Genomic DNA, 15,611 nt, shown 5'->3' with positions numbered 1-15,611 from the left:
CATGTGGCCATAAGCCGGCAATGGACCATAAGCCGGCAACAACGAGGAAGGCCGACCCTGTGGGGCCAGCCTTCCTTATGTGTGTGAAACGGAATATACGGTGCCGTCCGATGTCAGGCGAACAGCATCGGACCATCCTTGACGAGGATGACCACGATCAGCGCAACGATCCACACCGCGTCGACCATCAGATCGAAATTCAGCCGATAATACTTGCGAAGCCCTACGTTCCCCGCCGGCAAATCCTGCACCGCCACCGTGGCGTGCGAGAGAGCCATGAACTGCACGGTGGTGGAGAACATGAGCGCCAGACACCATGGGCACAGCGCGTTGATGACGAACAGCGACTGCGTGGTCAGCCAATACGAGTAGGCCAATGCGGCGAGTCCGCCCAGCCATGTGCAGGTGGCGAACCAGCGCGGCACGACCACCTTGGCCAGGCCGATCACCGCGATCGTCACGAACACCGATTCGGCGGCGATGCCGAAGAACGCGTTCGGAAAACTCAGCCCGGCGAATTTCACGATCTCCGCTTGCCAGGATTCAGCCACCGTGGAACAGGACAGCACGGCGTTCACATCGCAGTTGAGCTTCTGTCCGGGATTGCGGGCCAGCTTCAACGTATCCGCGGCCAGAATGAACGATACAAACAACGCCACCGCCGAAGCGATCAGCATGATCAGATACGTCCATGTGGCTCCGTGACGCCAGCCGCGCGGTTTCGTGAAAGCGTCGTCGGTCGTGACGGCATCCACATCCGCCGTCATGGCGTCGGTCTCGTTCTCGGCGGCTTTGCCTTCAAAATCGCCCATCGTCAATCCTTGAAAATCGAAAATACAAACGTTGTCATGTCACAGTCTACGCGAAAAACCGCAGGGCGGAGCTTACGATAGTCATATGAGTCAAGTGAGGTACGTCGCGTCGCCCGCGCAAGGTTGGGACATCCACTGCCATACCGTTTTCTCCGACGGTACGGAAACGCCCGGCACGCTGGTCGAACAGGCTCGGCTACTCGGTCTGCACGGTGTGGCCATCGCCGATCATGACACCACTGCTGGATGGCGGGAAGCGCGTGCGGCCGCCGGGAAAGTCGGATTGCCGTTGCTCCTTGGCACGGAGATCACCGCCGTCGATGATGACGTGTCCGTGCACATGCTCGCCTTCCAATACGATCCGGCCAACACCCGGATTGCCGACATGTTCGCCGATACGCGTGCCGCACGTCTGCATCGCACGAAGCGCATGGTGGAACGGCTCGCGGAGGATTATCCGATTACTTGGGACGATGTGCTCGCCCAAGTGAAGGAGGGGGAGAAGACCACGATTGGACGGCCTCACATCGCCGACGCGCTGGTTGCCGCGGGCGTGTATCGGACGCGTTCCGACGCGTTCGCCGACGCGGTGAGCGCAACATCGAAATACTACATTCCCACGCCATCGCCATCTACGCATGAGGTCATCGCCGCGGTCAAGAATGCGGGCGGCGTGGTGGTCGTCGCGCATGCGGGCGATCCTCGGCGCAATCGCAGACTGCTGTCCGACGCGCAGCTTGACGCTTTGATCGATGACGGACTGGACGGTTTGGAGGTATGGCATTGTGGCAATCCTCCACAGCAGCGGGAACGGTTGCTTGCGATCGCGTCCCGGCATGACCTGCTGGTGACCGGCGGATCGGATTGGCATGGCAAAGGCAAACCCAATGCGCTGGGGGAGAACCTCACCGACGACGACACCGTGCGTGAGATCATGCGCAGGGGCGTGGATTCGGGCAGCCGATTCTGAACGGCGCACGCCATGCCGCCGGTTCTCTTCCGAATATGAACAAATATGAAAAAACGCCGAACCATCAGGTCCGGCGTTCATTGTTTTGTCTGAAATCCGATTCGAGTGAATCCGAATGAATCAGAGATTGCCGAAACCGACGGCGTGCTTGGTTTCGGATCCGATGATGGCATAGCCGAGCGAGCCGGCCGGCACCACGATGCGACGGCCCTTGTCATCGGTCAGATTGATGGTCTTTCCGTTCTCCACGGCGTCGGCGATGATGGCGTTCACCTCATCGGCGCTCTGCTCGGTGCTGAAAGTGACGGTGCGTGCCACGTTCTGGATGCCCAGTTCGATATCCATGATGCTCCTTGTGAGAAAGTGTTCGTTTGCGATATATGCGCTTATTCTACGCGCGGTTTTCCTTCGACGGTGTCTTCAGGATTGGCGTTGGGCGGATGCCTGCTGCTGGTCGACCTGCGCTTTGGCCTTCTGCATGGTGGCCTCGTCACGTTCGAGCAGCGGGATGAGCATGGTCGCGGCTTCGCTGTGAGCTTGAGGAATCGCTTCCTCGTTCGTGTCATCGCTGCCGTCGGCGGTCTCCAGTTTGCTGATCACGATGGTCGAGCTGGACGGTTGTGATTCATGCCGTTGCCTTGCGGACTGCTCCGGGATGAACGTGCTGATGGACGATCCATCCCCGGTGGTGTTCCCACGCTCGGCGGTATCGTCAGATCCAACCGGATTGTACGACTCCGTGGCATCCTCGACGCTTGGTTCGGTCCTGCGTACCGGATGGGAATCGGTGACATCGAAATCGCCGGTCCTGTCATCGTCCATGTCGACGGCGTCGATATGACGCTCGCCCGTGGCATCGTTCGTGTCGTCCGCGCCATTGCGCTCCGCGGCCTCCCGACGCCGCCGCTCGGATTCATCCAGCAGCGTGCCGACGGTAATGGTGCTCGGCGTGCGATTGCGGTTCTGCTGACCGTCCTGCTGCGTTTCGCTCGACTTATGCGTTTTGGCGGTGAGCATACCCAACTGATGGGCCAGACGCTCCACCTGCGCCTTGAACTGCATGATTTTGACGCTGTCGGCCTTGTTCAACGCGTTGATGAAATCGCCCACCTGCTCCATCTGCAACCACAGATTGGCGCGTAGCATGATCAGGTCGTCCAGACGATTGCCAAGCATGCGCCCATAGGCGCTCAGCAGCGCGTTGCGATGGTTCTCGTCCAACCGGGCGAAAATCCAAGCCAGATCACGTGCCGGATCATTGACCTGCATATCCTGCCAATTCGTGATGGCGGTGATCGACGAATCGGAGAACAGCACATCGCCGTCGGACAGGCCTCCATGCACAGGGCAAGTGGTGAACGACCACAAGCCATCGGTTTCCAGAATGTCCGACCAGCTCGTCGTGATTTCCTGCGGAACGTGACCCGCCTGACGCAGCCTCTTGATCCAAGCGGTCAGCTGCGCGCGAATCTGCCCCGTGGTGAACACCGGATAACCCGCCTCCTGCAGAAAATCCGGACGAAGACGGTGAATCGCGCCCAAAGCGGTGCCCACGCTGACGCAATCATCCAACGTCAGCAAGCTCAGGCTACGAGCCTGACCGGGATGATGGACGGCAACCATCACGGAAACATCCCCCGTGGCGGACTTCTTCTGTTCGCCATTGGAAAAAGCAAGCACATGATCGACATCGAAGCCAAGCCCACCCAATTCCCGGGCCTGAGCCAACGTCTGCGCGGCACGCACCCGTCCGGCAAGACGCCTGCGTCCCTCCGGAGTGCTCGAAGCGAGCGTGTCATACAGCCTACCCACGGAATCCTGCACCACGGCATGGTCGATGCCATATCCCTCATCGGTGGCGTTATTCTGTTCGCTGGCACGCGCGCCCGCGATGACGGCATTCGGCATCGCCGCGCTCGCCAAGGCGGCCATCATAAATTTGCTTCGTTCGGTCACAAACCCAACCTTAATACAAACGGACGGTAAAACCGCGCTCTTTTCCGGCTTTTATCGACTGGACATCCCATCCGACGGGCAAAAGCATGGGCGGAAGGCGAACGCGGCACGCCCGTCGGCCAATCTGCCACAATGGAACACATGAGTGCAACAACGCAAGAGCTTCTCGACGGATTGGACGACGCGCAGCGTACGGCCGCCAGCGCGATATGGGGGCCCGTCCGCATCATCGCGGGCGCGGGCGCGGGCAAAACCCGGACCATCACCCGTCGAATCGCCTATGCGTGCGCCACCAAAGAGTGGGATCCACGCAAAACCATCGCCGTGACCTTCTCCGTCAAAGCCGCGGCGGAAATGCGCAGCCGATTGTCGAAACTCAACGTCGCGGCCGACGTCAAAACCGCGACCTTCCACGCCGCGGCACTGCACCAGGTCCGCCAGATCTGGCCGGACGTGTGTGAAGGACCCATGCCGTTCCTGGCCAAAAACCCAATCGAACTTGTGGGACGCTCCTTGAAACGCGTCACCACCTCCCAAGTCGACGACAACACCGTGCGCGACCTGCAAGCGGAAATCAACTGGTGCAAAATATCGCTTATCGCTCCGGAAGACTACGGACGCGTCTGCGCAGCCACGCATCGCCAACCGCCGTCGGGACTGGAGTCGGACCAATTCGTGGACGTCTACAAGGCGTACGAGGCCGAAAAAACCAATCGCAACGAAATCGACTTCGACGACATCCTGCTGATAGCCTGCCACCTTATCGACAGCGACCCAGAAGTGGCGGCAAGCATGCGTTCCGGCATCAAATGGATCACCGTCGACGAATACCAGGACGTCTCACCGCTGCAGCACCGCCTGCTCACCCGTTGGCTCGGCCGCAACCGCAACATCTGTGTGGTAGGAGACCCGGCACAGACCATCTACTCGTTCGCGGGTGCAAGCAGCTACAGCCTGCTCAACTTCGCATCCGAATTCGGCCGTCTCACCGCGGACGTCAGACTCAACACCGACTACCGTTCCACACCCCAGATCGTGAACTACGCCAACTGCATACTCGCTGCGTCCCCGCAACGCAAGGACTATCTCAGACTGAACTCCGGAAGGGAAGACGGCCGTCGAGTCTCCGAAACCGTCTACAACAGCGACATCGAGGAAGCACGAGGCGTGGCCGCGCGTATCCGTAGACTCGTGGACAACGGAGTCTCCGCCGGCGACTGTGCCATCCTCACCCGAGTCAACGCGCAGCAGAGGCTCTTCTGCCGGGCATTGACCGAACAGCATCTGCGCTACCGCATCAAACGGGACAGTGGATGGCAGAGTTCCGCGCTCGCGGACAACATCCAGAACCGCCTGGCCATGTTGGAGGCGCTTGGTGTGGGCGCTGACCTGAGCGGCGTGACCATTTCCACCATCCACGCCTCCAAAGGCCTGGAGTTCAAACATGTGTTCCTGATCGGATGCTCGGAGGGATTGATGCCGTATGGCTCACCGCCCGCCGGCGAGCTTTTGGAAGAGGAACGCCGACTCATGTATGTGGCGATCACTCGTGCCGAGGATACGCTCGACGTGTCCTACGCGCGCACCCGCGAAGGCGACGAGGGCGAACGCTGGCGCAGGGAATCACGATTCTTCCGGTGACCGTGGGCTGTCGGCTCCGCCGTCCGTAACGTCGCCGTCGACATCGGAGGATCCGTCCGTTCCGTCGGGCCCGGCTGCATCTGTTGTGCCGTCGTGCTTGTGCTCCTCCTCGTCAAGCAGCTTGGTCAGCTCGGCGTCCCAATCAATGGAGCCGGAAGCTTCCTGCGATGCGGCGGAGTCCTGTCCGTCGGCCCCGGCGGCGTTCGTTGCATCGGCCGTGGCGGTTGCGGCATCGGCGTTGTCCTGCGATTGCTCGTCCGGCAGCTGCGGCAGCAAATCGGGATGCGACCACTTCGCGTCGCGTGCTTCGGGACCTTCCTTCGCTCCGATGCTTTCCCACAACGCGGCCGCCTCGCGCATGCGCTTCGGACGGAGCTGCATGCCCACCAGGCTTTCGAACGTGCGCTCCGCCGGTCCTCCGATGGCGCGTTCGCGGCGGAGCATCTCACGAAGCTGTTCGATATGCGGGATGTGCGCCATGCCGGCGCGCCACACGACGGCATCCACCCAGCCTTCGACCAACGCCAGCAGATTCTCCAGCGAGGCCATGGCCTGCTTCTGCTCCGGTGTGTCCGGGAACGCCACCTTGGTGATGTTCACCGCGCTGGCCATGGAATCCGGGTCGATGGATTCGGCCTCGCGGATCTGCTCCTCCATGGCGTCCATGTCGATGGCGATGCCACGCGCGTACTTGCCCAGCAACGCCTCGAAACGGGGCATCAGCCACGGCACGGAGGCGAACAGGCGCGCATGAGCGAGCTCTTGTAATGCGAGATACCCCATCACCTCGCTTACGTCGATGTCCAGCGACTTCGCGTATTCGACCACATTCTGCACGATGAGTCCGCCTGCTGGATTCTTGGACAATGCGATGCCCTGATCGAAGCTGCCACGCACCTCATGCGACAAATCACCGGCCGCGCGTCCCAGCTGCATGGCGAACGACGTGTTGCCGACAAAACGCATCAGCTTGGCCGGATCCTTCATATCGTCCGGAATCGGAATTTCGACCGGGCCTGCGAAAATCCCCGAAATCTCAGGCTGGATTTCGCCGTCGCCGAAACGCTGCGACAAAATCGAAGCCAACGCGTCGTTCATCGACTCGGCTACGGGAGAGGCGAACTGCGCCCAGGAATCGAGAGTGCTTTCCACCCATCCCGCGCGGGTAAGCAGCTGCGTCTCGCCCTGCGCCGGATTGAATTCGCAGGCGGTGTCAAGCCACAGATTCGCCTCGCTGATGGCACGTCTGGCGATTTCACCGTTTTCCGCGCTGACGCTGGCGTCCGAGCCGGTGCCATTGGCCTTTTGCAGGGCGAGCGATTTCGCCAGTTTGATGTTGATCGGCCCCTGCTCGGCGACATGCTGGATGTCGCCCACGGTGTTGAGTCCGCCCGCGGTAAACGCCTGCATCATGGATTTGACTTCTTCGGGCTTGGGCAACGTGCTTGGATCCTGACTCATCAGCTGGTCGCGCAAGGCTTCCGGCATATTGGAAAGCTGGTTCCACGCCATTTCGCCCTGAATCGGTCCGAAGCAATCGATAAGCCACTGGCGGATCGCATTCTCGTCCATACCGTCCCCTGTCCTTGTTCCAAGCGATTGTTAAGTTCGTTTGCTTTCCATAGTATGGGAGGCATGGCCGATATGCAGGAAACACAGCGAGTTCACGCCAAAAGCACACGTACGGGGAAATCCCAAGGCGTTCTGCCGCGTCTCAAACGATGGTGGTGGCGTGTCGGACGATGGTTTAATGTTCGCCCATGGCGATATCTCGCCGGTCTGTTCACGGCCGTGCTCTGCGTGGTGATTCTCTGCCTTCCCAGCGCGTATGTGGTGCAGAGGCCCGGGCCGACCCAGAATGTGCTGGGCACGGTAGGCGGCAAGCAGGTCATCTCGGTGTCGGGCGTGAAGACACACAAGGATTCCGGCGAACTGCTGCTTGTCACGGTCAACGCCTCCGGTGTGCCGGGCTATCCGGTGTCCAACGCGCAGGCCCTGCTGGCATGGGCGAACCCGAAATCCACGGTGCTTCCGCAGGAGGCGGTGTTCCCGGTCGGACAAAGCGCCAAGGATTACGAGAAGGAAAGCAGCAAGGAGATGGCGTCCTCCCAGGACGCGGCCACGGCGGCGGCGAGGAAATTCCTCAAATCGCACGGATATGATGTGTCGGGCATGAAGGTGACCATGCACGTCGATGACATCGGCGGGCCATCCGCGGGCATGATGTACACGCTTGGTTTGATAGACAAGGTGAGCGGGGAGAAGCTTTCGGGAGGAAGGACCATAGCCGGAACGGGCACGATGAACGCCAAAGGTGAGGTCGGCGCCATCGGAGGCATCCGATTGAAGATGATCGGCGCGAAACGCGATGGGGCCACATGGTTCCTCGCTCCGGAGTCCAACTGTTCCGACGTCGTCGGCCATGTTCCGCAAGGCCTGCATGTGGTGAAGGTCGGCACCTTGGACGAGGCGTACAAGGCGTTGGTCTCCATCCGCGACGGCAAAGGCGGATCTCTGCCGAAGTGCGTCGCCGGGAAGTGACTGTTCCATTGGCCATGATCGGCAGGGGGATGCGACGAGACGCTGCCGAAAATCGCCATGGAATCTCGAAACGTGAGCAATTCCAGCGTCTGTAACATGTATTTCGAGCTGTGTTGGTATATTGGCGAACGTGAATCAAACGGCATCTGATAACGCTGAAGAATTCGGTTTCCACGCCGGCGACCTGGTACAGGAATGGTTGTGGGACGATGATGTGGATGACTCGATCCGCGCCAAGATCGAGGAACTGACCGGCGAGGAACTGGTCGACGAGGACTATGATTCCGCCGTCGATGGCGTGATCATCTGGTGGCGTGACGGCGATGATGAGGACGAGTTGTCCGACACCATCGTGGACGCATACGCGGTTCTCGGCGACGATGGTCCGTTGTGGGTGCTGACCCCGAAGCCGGGACGTCCAGGGGCGGCAAGCTCCAGCACCGTGCAGTCCGCGGCCAAGACCGCCGGCATGAACGCGGCCACTCCGTTGACCGTCAGCGCCGATTGGAATGGCGTCCGCCTGCGCGCTTTCGGCAAGGGCAGGTAGATTCCTTTATTCGTGATTTTCAAATCCCCTGATTCTTTCGATCAGGGGATTTTTTATTTTCGTTATGCGGGCAGAACGTGGATGAAATACGTGGAACCACCGTCGGCTCGACTGGAAATCCTTGGATTCATGGGGGATAAAGAAAGTGGGCGATGAGGGATTCGAACCCCCGACATCCACCGTGTAAAGGTGGCGCTCTAACCAACTGAGCTAATCGCCCGCAGCAATCCACTGTACCGTATGTTCGTAATGTTGGTCGCGCGTGTCGGCGATCCGAGACGAAATCCATGCCGACGGAGGGGTTTCGAAGATGCGGATTGCGGCCGATTCTCGCCGATTCGGTCTTTTATGACGGCTGCGTCGAATCAATCACGTAAAGTAGTGACGTTAATACGTGTAGCAGGAGGTTGAACGCCAATGGCACAGGAACCTGAAACCGAGAGGAACGCATCGGGGATCGCACGCGCCGCGAAGCGGAAGTGGGGATATGATGCGGAACAGGTGGATGCTTTCCTTGAACGCGCGCATAGGCTGTACGAGGGCGAAGGCGCACAACTCACCCAGCATGACATTCAGAACGTTTCCTTCGAACTGGTCAAGGGCGGCTATGTGATCGCCCAGGTGGACGCGGCGTTGGCCCGTCTGGAACGCGCCGTGGTGGACAAGCAGACCACTTGGGAGATCTCCCAGCATGGCCGTGTCGCTTGGAAGGCACAGACAGAGGACCTGTTCAAGAAGCTTGATGCCCACGCCGAGCGTGAGCCGGGCGAGCGTTTCAAGCCGGGCGAAGGAAAGAATCCCAGCTATGACCGTAAGCAGGTGGATCGCGTCATCGACAAGTGCCTGACCAAAGCCGCCGGCGAATTGGGCCTTGAACAGATCAGCGAAGAGGATGCCAAGGCGATTGCCGACATGAATGCGCAGACCATTTCCAACGTGGTCTTCACCCAGCGCAAAGGCAAGAAAGGGTACGACGAGCGGCAGGTCGATTATTATCTGGCCGCCTGTGGCCAGTTGCTGACCCGACTGGAATCGTATGCGCGCGTTGCCGATTTCGTCGGAGAACCTTCTGAAGAATCACAATCCAACATCGCGTCGGCATCCGCTGATGGTGGTTCTCCGATGATCACGCCGTTGTTTGCAGCCCCGGCATCCGCCGCACCTGCCGCTGCAAGCGCGCCGTCCGTCCCATCCGCACCAGCCGTTACGGTCGCTGCGGCGGGCAATGAGAAGGATTCCTTCGATGCGCTGAACAAGGCGGAGCATGAGATTTTCACGTCAGCGGTAACGTCCCCGGTGAGCGCGCCCACGGCGAAGACGGATGCACCGGCCGTCCCGCCGGTGGTTCCGCCGGTGTTCCGTCCGCAGGCAACTACGTTGCCCGCCAAGCCGAAGGCATCCGAGGAAACCCAGGTGTTCGATCCGATTGCCGACAGCGCTCCGCAGGCTTCCGCGCCGCAGACTCCGACCGTCCAGCCTGTTCCGGCGGAATCCGGAACGGGATCCGATCCTTCGCTTGCCGCCTTGGCTCATTTGGCGCATGCGGTTAATGCGGCGAGCGTTACGGAGAACACGTTCACCCCGCAGGTGCCAAATCTGGCCATGTCCGAAACTCCGAAGCCCGCCGCCCCATCGAGTCCGGGTCCGCTTGCTGCTCCGGTTCCGCCGTCCTTTGCTCCTGAGCCTGCCACGTCCGCCACGCCAGTGGCGGCAACGTCGGCCGCGCCGTCCGCGCCGACGGCACCTGAGCCCGCCACGTCGGCCCTTCAACCGGAACCGAAGCCAGCCACATCCGCCGTTCCGACCGCCAAGCCTGTCGTTCCGGCGCCTGAGCCGCCGGCAAAGGCAAAGCAGGAACAGGAAAAGAAGCAGGAAACGGACAAGCCTGTCCAAGCGCTTTTCCCGACGAGCATCGACAGCGCGAATCTTGATATTCCGGATTTGTCGTTCCCGTCCTTCGACTGACGTACTTCCGACGAACAGGCTGGCGTGACCGCCGGCCTGTTCTCATGTTCCACATAATCGCAAAACCAATGCCGAGCCATCGGCAACATATACGGAGAGCAAACGCATAACCCATGCAACCATCAACCGTAGTAATCCTAGGTTCCACCGGATCCATCGGCACCCAAGGCCTTGACGTCATCTCGCGTCATCTCGACCGCTTCACCGTGACGGGACTCGCCGCCGGTGGAGCGCACGTCGAACTACTTGCCCGTCAAGCCGCGAAATTCCATGTACCGGCCATCGCGATTTTCCATAAGGAAGCCGTTCCCGCGCTCCGTGAGGCGCTGGAGCAGGCCGGAGCCGGCGAAGTCGAAGTGACCGCCGGCCCAGATGCCGTGATCGGCATGGCCGGCTCCGGCGCCGATGTGGTGCTCAACGGCATCACCGGTTCCATTGGTCTTGAACCATCCATCGCCGCTCTTCAGGCGGGATCGCAGTTGGCGTTGGCCAACAAGGAATCCGTGGTGGCCGGCGGCCATCTGCTGTTCGATTCGCAAGTGCGGGACAAGCAGATCAATCCGGTCGATTCCGAGCATTCGGCCATCTGGCAGTCGTTGCGTGCCGGCACGCATGGCGAGGTCTCCAAACTCATCGTCACCGCATCCGGCGGCCCATTCCGTGGCTGGAAACGCGAACAGATGACCGATATCACCCCCGAACAGGCCCTCAACCACCCCACGTGGAACATGGGGCCGGTCGTGACCATCAACTCGTCCACGCTGATGAACAAGGGACTTGAGGTCATCGAGGCAAGCCGACTGTTCAACGTGCCGCCGAGCTGCATCGATGTGACCGTCCATCCGCAATCCATCGTGCATTCCATGGTGGAATTCCGCGACGGTGCCACCATCGCGCAGGCATCGCCGCCGGACATGCGTCTGCCGATCGCTCTCGGCCTGTCCGCGCCGGAACGTCTGGGGAACGTCGCCGCGGCCTGCGATTGGACGAAGGCTGCCACATGGACGTTCGAGCCGCTTGACGACGAGGCCTTCCCCGCGGTGAGCCTTGCCCGGCACTGCCTCGAATCGTCTGAAAAGCATACCGCCGTGCTCAACGCGGCCAACGAGCAGGCCGTCCATGCGTTCCTCGAGCATCGTCTGCCGTATCTTGGCATCGTGGACACCGTGCGTGAGGTCCTCGACGAGATGGACGCCGAACTGCGCGGCAATCCGCTGTTCGCTTCCGTGGAGGAAATGAGCCAACTCGAGCGTGAGGCGCGTGACCGCGCCGACAGGCTGATAAACAGGTAAAGACGAAAGCAATCGCAAGAACCATAGCGGGGCGTGTGAAACGCTCCGCACATGTCAAGGATCACGTATGCCAGAAAACGAAAAACCGTTCCGCAAAACCGGCGATGCGGACATCAGCGAAAGTCCGCTGCATCCCCGCCGCAAATCCCGCCGTATCATGGTCGGACCGGTGCCGGTCGGTGGGGGAGCACCGATTTCGGTGCAGTCCATGACCAACACGGTGACGGCGGATGTGCCGGCGACCCTGCGTCAGATCGCGGAACTGACCGCCGCGGGATGCGACATCGTGCGCGTGGCCGTGCCAAGCCAGGATGATGCTGACGCGTTGCCGGAAATCGTAAGGAAATCGCCGATTCCGGTGATTGCTGACATCCACTTCCAAAGCAAGTACGTATTCCAGGCCATCGATGCCGGTTGCGCCGCCGTGCGCGTGAATCCGGGCAACATCCGTAAATTCGACGAGGTCGGCCCCTCGATCTGCAAAGCGGCCACGGATGCGGGCATTTCCCTGCGCATCGGCGTGAACGCCGGTTCGCTCGACAAGGAACTGTACGCCAAGTACGGCGGACCCACACCGGAGGCGCTGGTGGCGTCCGCGCTGAAGGAAGCGCGCATGTTTGAAGACGTCGGCTTCCACGATTTCAAGATTTCCGTCAAGCACCATGATGTGGTCACCATGGTGCAGACGTACCGTCTGCTGGCGTCCAAAGGCGATTGGCCGCTGCATTTGGGCGTCACCGAAGCCGGCCCGACTTGGCAGGGCACGATCAAAAGCTGTCTGGCGTTCGGCGCTCTGCTGGCCGAGGGCATTGGCGACACCATCCGCGTCTCGCTGTCCGCACCTCCGGTGGAAGAGGTGAAGGTCGGATGCAAGTTGCTGGAATACATGGGACTACGCCCGCGCAAATTCGACATCATCTCCTGCCCGAGCTGCGGCCGGTCCCAGGTGGATGTGATTCAACTGGCCAACGCCGTGACCGAAGGCTTGAAGGATGTGACGGCGCCGATCCGCGTGGCCGTGATGGGCTGCATCGTCAATGGTCCCGGTGAGGCCCGCGAAGCCGATCTGGGCGTGGCATCCGGCAATGGCAAAGGGCAGATTTTCATCAAGGGCAAAGTCATCCAGACCGTGCCGGAGGATCAGATTGTCGAGACTCTGCTCGCCAAGGCACAGGAGATTGCCGCGCAGATGGAAGCGGACGGCCAGGTGCCTCCCTCCGTGACCGGTCCGGTGGTCGTGCCGGTGACTCAGAACGGCAATTGCTGAAAACGCATCCCCGTGCTCCGTTGCGTTGACGGCGGGGCACGGGAACAGGTTTCTCAGCGCTGGTCGGTAGAATGAACGGCGTGTCAGAACAGGATCGTCAATCAGCAATCGCCAGTCAATCCCCTCAGCAAGGGGAGGAGTCTTCTCGCTTCGCGGAGCCATATCGTCCATGGACAAGCGGTCGGCGGCTGATGGTGAGCCTGCCCATTTTCATTATTCTGCTGGGCATCTTGGTTTCCGTGGCCAATCTGACGGCATCCTCATGGAATTATGAGCCGACCGAACAGACCATTGAGACGCTTGACTCAGACACGTCCGTGACCTTCAACAACACCACCGGCAAGGCTTTGGCGAAAAAGGGCGATTACGAGGTGACGAAACGGTATGTCGTCATCAACGCGAAACGGCCTTCCACCGGTGAGGTACAGCGGATCAAAGTGCTGATCCGCGAGCCGAAAGGGGCTGGTGGCAACCGGCCCGGCGTGGTCTTCATGCATGGGGCCGGTTACGGAACCTGCGACAACTCCTTCGGAGACATGGCCACTGACCTGTCCTCCGCAGGCTTCGTGACGGCGGTGCTTGACAAGCCGGTCTGGTCCACCAACGACGCCACACGTGACTATCCGGGATCGGCGGCCATCTATGACCAGGTCATCGACCTGTTGAGGGACATGGATACGGTGAACGCCTCCGAAGTGGGCATCTACGCCACTTCTGAAAGCACCTGGATATCCTCGTACCTGCTGCAGCGGGACCCCGACGTGGCCTTCCAGGTGCTGCTCAGCCCCATGGTCTACGAGCCCAGATATTCATTGGGATTCCTTGCCGCGCAGGACTTCGCGCTCGTCGGCGCGCACGACGGTTACCAGTCAATCGTCCGCCGTGTGTTCGGTATCGACGCCTCGCTGTTCGGTCTCACCAACCTCGATATCGATACGCTGACGCCGAAAGCCTACGCCATTCCCACATTGGTGGCGTACGGCACGAAGGACGTCATGACCGCGCAGGTGGAAGGCACTGAGAAAATCGTCGATTTGGCGCATAAGGCCGGCAACCGGAACGTCACCATACGCACGTATCCAATCGCCAACCATGTGCTTCGGCTCGGCGACGAAGCCAATTCCGGCACACCGTTCGCCGACGCGTATGAGGATGACGTGGTCGACTGGGCCGTCGGTACCACGCAGGGGCTTACGCAAACCAGCGAACGCGTCGCCGGCACCAGAATGTACCAATCGATCGCCGTTCCGTTGGAGCTCAAAGCGAATCGCGGTCTGACCATCTATCTGGTGGCGCTGCATGCCGGCATGGTGCTGTTGCTGCTTGTCGTGGGATTGTTGTGGCTCGTCGTGCTGGCGCGCAAGATCTGGGCGCGTGCACATGGACGACGATATCGGCTGGGAATGGCACGGGGCTTCAAGAATTCGCTGGTCACGCTGACGATCGCCACCATGGCCACGTTCGTACTGTTCTGCGCGGGACTCGGCGACGTGATCATGGGCGTCGTCAAGCTTGCATGGGGCAGTGCGCCCGCCGAGGATCCGGGCGTTATGTATTGGAGTTGGCCTGTCATCCAGGTGGTGTGCATCGCCGTGGTATGGGCGTGGTCTCGGGTGTTCATGCGCCTGATTGAAGAGGCGTCCCATCGTGGCATCGTGCAGTGGCCGCCGCGCAAGGGAGCCATCGGCGAAATCGTCAGCGGCCGCCAACCGGTGCTGGCCTCCACACGTTTCGGCCGTGTGATGTTCTGGCTGACGGTGATGGCCATGTTCTCCGTACTGCTCGTTTTCGCATTCTGGGGACTGTTCATTTACTAAAGGTTTCCTGGCGGACTCACGCCGTGGAATCGTGGAGCGATCGCAGGAAAGAAGGCATGTATTGCCGCTATATCAGGACGAAGGCGTGGTGCTGCGCACCGTCAAACTTGGCGAAGCCGACCGTATCGTCACCTTGTTGACGCGCGGTCATGGCAAAATCCGTGCCGTGGCTAAAGGCGTAAGACGGACCAAATCGCGATTCGGCGGCCGTCTCGAACCGTTCATACGCGTGTCCCTGCTGATCGCGGAAGGCAGATCGCTTGATGTCGTGTCCCAAGCCGAATCGATTTCCGCGTATGCCGGACCAATCTGCTCCGATTTCCAAGCATATACGGCGGCGAATGTGATCTGCGAGACCGCCGACAAGCTGGTCGTGGCGGAAAAGGAGCCTGCGGCCGCGCAATATCGGTTGGTATTGGGTGCGTTGAACGCGCTTGCCAAGCATGCGCATGATTCGTCCGCGATCGGCGATTCGTACGTGCTGCGTGCGCTGGCGATCGCCGGCTGGACTCCGCGATTGCGCGCCTGCGTGGTGTGCGGAGAACCGATCTCGTCCTCACTCGGTTGGTATTTCTCGATTCCCGCTGGAGGATTGATGTGCGTCGCCGACCATACGCCTGAATCCGAAGCGGTTTCGTGGGATGCGCTTTGCCGGCTTTCCGCTTTGGTGGAAGGCGATTGGGGGGAGTTGGATGGCGTTCCCGTCACTCCGGCGATTCAGCGGGAAACCCACCAAATGGTGGAAGAATGGGGTGAATACTATCTGGAACGGCCGATTCGTTCCATGCGCTTGCTAGATTAGC

The 15,611-nt window shown here is 60.6% G+C and carries 13 protein-coding genes and 1 tRNA gene; 9 read left to right on the top strand and 5 right to left on the bottom strand.

The features are described 5' to 3' along the window. Positions 1-113: 113 nt before the first annotated feature. The gene (locus tag AC1ATL_RS07900) at positions 114-767 is read right to left on the bottom strand and encodes a vitamin K epoxide reductase family protein (protein ID WP_476569812.1); all 654 of its coding nucleotides are present in this window, start codon (positions 765-767) and stop codon (positions 114-116) included. Between the two features lie 130 nt (positions 768-897). Between AC1ATL_RS07900 and AC1ATL_RS07895 the strand changes: the two genes are divergently transcribed. Continuing rightward, a complete protein-coding gene (locus AC1ATL_RS07895) occupies positions 898-1,782 on the top strand; it encodes a PHP domain-containing protein (RefSeq protein WP_476569798.1) in 885 nt (294 codons plus the stop codon). A gap of 120 nt (positions 1,783-1,902) precedes the next feature. On the opposite strand, the gene AC1ATL_RS07890 is transcribed toward AC1ATL_RS07895, so the two are convergent. Then, positions 1,903-2,127, bottom strand: a complete 225-nt coding sequence (locus AC1ATL_RS07890) for a DUF3107 domain-containing protein (protein WP_432624631.1) — start codon at positions 2,125-2,127, stop codon at positions 1,903-1,905. A 75-nt stretch (positions 2,128-2,202) separates the two neighbouring features. After that, positions 2,203-3,717, bottom strand: coding sequence for a phosphotransferase (locus tag AC1ATL_RS07885; RefSeq protein ID WP_476569811.1), 1,515 nt, complete (start codon positions 3,715-3,717; stop codon positions 2,203-2,205). A gap of 153 nt (positions 3,718-3,870) precedes the next feature. On the opposite strand from AC1ATL_RS07885, the gene AC1ATL_RS07880 reads away from it, so the two are divergent. Then, on the top strand, positions 3,871-5,379 hold the full coding sequence (locus AC1ATL_RS07880) for an ATP-dependent helicase (RefSeq protein ID WP_432624610.1): 1,509 nt from the start codon (positions 3,871-3,873) through the stop codon (positions 5,377-5,379). On the opposite strand, the gene AC1ATL_RS07875 is transcribed toward AC1ATL_RS07880, so the two are convergent. Further along, positions 5,362-6,951 (bottom strand): zinc-dependent metalloprotease, encoded by a 1,590-nt coding sequence (locus AC1ATL_RS07875; protein ID WP_476569797.1) that lies wholly within the window; start codon positions 6,949-6,951, stop codon positions 5,362-5,364. The genes AC1ATL_RS07880 and AC1ATL_RS07875 overlap by 18 nt on opposite strands. Before the next feature lie 72 nt (positions 6,952-7,023). Between AC1ATL_RS07875 and AC1ATL_RS07870 the strand changes: the two genes are divergently transcribed. Both AC1ATL_RS07870 and AC1ATL_RS07865 read left to right on the top strand, forming a co-directional pair. Then, positions 7,024-7,920 carry a YlbL family protein gene (locus AC1ATL_RS07870; RefSeq protein WP_476569810.1) on the top strand — a complete coding sequence of 299 codons (897 nt, stop codon included), beginning with the start codon at positions 7,024-7,026 and terminating at the stop codon, positions 7,918-7,920. Between the two features lie 121 nt (positions 7,921-8,041). Beyond that, positions 8,042-8,467 (top strand): DUF3052 domain-containing protein, encoded by a 426-nt coding sequence (locus AC1ATL_RS07865; RefSeq protein ID WP_033499097.1) that lies wholly within the window; start codon positions 8,042-8,044, stop codon positions 8,465-8,467. 146 nt (positions 8,468-8,613) lie between these two features. Here the strand turns inward: AC1ATL_RS07865 and AC1ATL_RS07860 are convergent. After that, positions 8,614-8,687, bottom strand: a tRNA-Val gene (locus AC1ATL_RS07860). 197 nt (positions 8,688-8,884) lie between these two features. Here AC1ATL_RS07860 and AC1ATL_RS07855 point away from each other — a divergent pair. The 5 genes from AC1ATL_RS07855 (at position 8,885) to recO (ending at position 15,610) form a co-directional block, all read left to right on the top strand. Beyond that, positions 8,885-10,432 (top strand): DivIVA domain-containing protein, encoded by a 1,548-nt coding sequence (locus AC1ATL_RS07855; RefSeq protein WP_476569796.1) that lies wholly within the window; start codon positions 8,885-8,887, stop codon positions 10,430-10,432. A gap of 113 nt (positions 10,433-10,545) precedes the next feature. Further along, the gene (gene dxr, locus AC1ATL_RS07850; RefSeq protein ID WP_476569795.1) at positions 10,546-11,724 is read left to right on the top strand and encodes a 1-deoxy-D-xylulose-5-phosphate reductoisomerase; all 1,179 of its coding nucleotides are present in this window, start codon (positions 10,546-10,548) and stop codon (positions 11,722-11,724) included. Positions 11,725-11,791: 67 nt separating this feature from the next. Next, the gene (ispG, locus tag AC1ATL_RS07845) at positions 11,792-12,991 is read left to right on the top strand and encodes a flavodoxin-dependent (E)-4-hydroxy-3-methylbut-2-enyl-diphosphate synthase (RefSeq protein WP_432622919.1); all 1,200 of its coding nucleotides are present in this window, start codon (positions 11,792-11,794) and stop codon (positions 12,989-12,991) included. 191 nt (positions 12,992-13,182) lie between these two features. Next, on the top strand, positions 13,183-14,808 hold the full coding sequence (locus tag AC1ATL_RS07840) for an alpha/beta hydrolase family protein (RefSeq protein WP_476569794.1): 1,626 nt from the start codon (positions 13,183-13,185) through the stop codon (positions 14,806-14,808). Between the two features lie 61 nt (positions 14,809-14,869). Next, positions 14,870-15,610, top strand: coding sequence for a DNA repair protein RecO (gene recO, locus AC1ATL_RS07835; RefSeq protein WP_476569793.1), 741 nt, complete (start codon positions 14,870-14,872; stop codon positions 15,608-15,610). Position 15,611: the final 1 nt, after the last annotated feature.

Source organism: Bifidobacterium sp. LH_743, from assembly GCF_056355775.1.
This window is presented reverse-complemented; position numbering and strand designations above follow the sequence as displayed.

Bases quoted from the DNA above. Each gene is read 5' to 3' on its own strand.
- ispG (WP_432622919.1), top strand. From the start codon at position 11,792: ATGCCAGAAAACGAAAAACCGTTCCGCAAAACCGGCGATGCGGACATC.
- AC1ATL_RS07875 (WP_476569797.1), bottom strand. From the start codon at position 6,951: ATGGACGAGAATGCGATCCGCCAGTGGCTTATCGATTGCTTCGGACCG.
- AC1ATL_RS07885 (WP_476569811.1), bottom strand. From the start codon at position 3,717: ATGATGGCCGCCTTGGCGAGCGCGGCGATGCCGAATGCCGTCATCGCG.
- AC1ATL_RS07855 (WP_476569796.1), top strand. From the start codon at position 8,885: ATGGCACAGGAACCTGAAACCGAGAGGAACGCATCGGGGATCGCACGC.
- AC1ATL_RS07880 (WP_432624610.1), top strand. From the start codon at position 3,871: ATGGAACACATGAGTGCAACAACGCAAGAGCTTCTCGACGGATTGGAC.
- AC1ATL_RS07890 (WP_432624631.1), bottom strand. From the start codon at position 2,127: ATGGATATCGAACTGGGCATCCAGAACGTGGCACGCACCGTCACTTTC.
- dxr (WP_476569795.1), top strand. From the start codon at position 10,546: ATGCAACCATCAACCGTAGTAATCCTAGGTTCCACCGGATCCATCGGC.
- AC1ATL_RS07900 (WP_476569812.1), bottom strand. From the start codon at position 767: ATGACGGCGGATGTGGATGCCGTCACGACCGACGACGCTTTCACGAAA.
- AC1ATL_RS07870 (WP_476569810.1), top strand. From the start codon at position 7,024: ATGCAGGAAACACAGCGAGTTCACGCCAAAAGCACACGTACGGGGAAA.
- AC1ATL_RS07840 (WP_476569794.1), top strand. From the start codon at position 13,183: ATGGTGAGCCTGCCCATTTTCATTATTCTGCTGGGCATCTTGGTTTCC.
- AC1ATL_RS07895 (WP_476569798.1), top strand. From the start codon at position 898: ATGAGTCAAGTGAGGTACGTCGCGTCGCCCGCGCAAGGTTGGGACATC.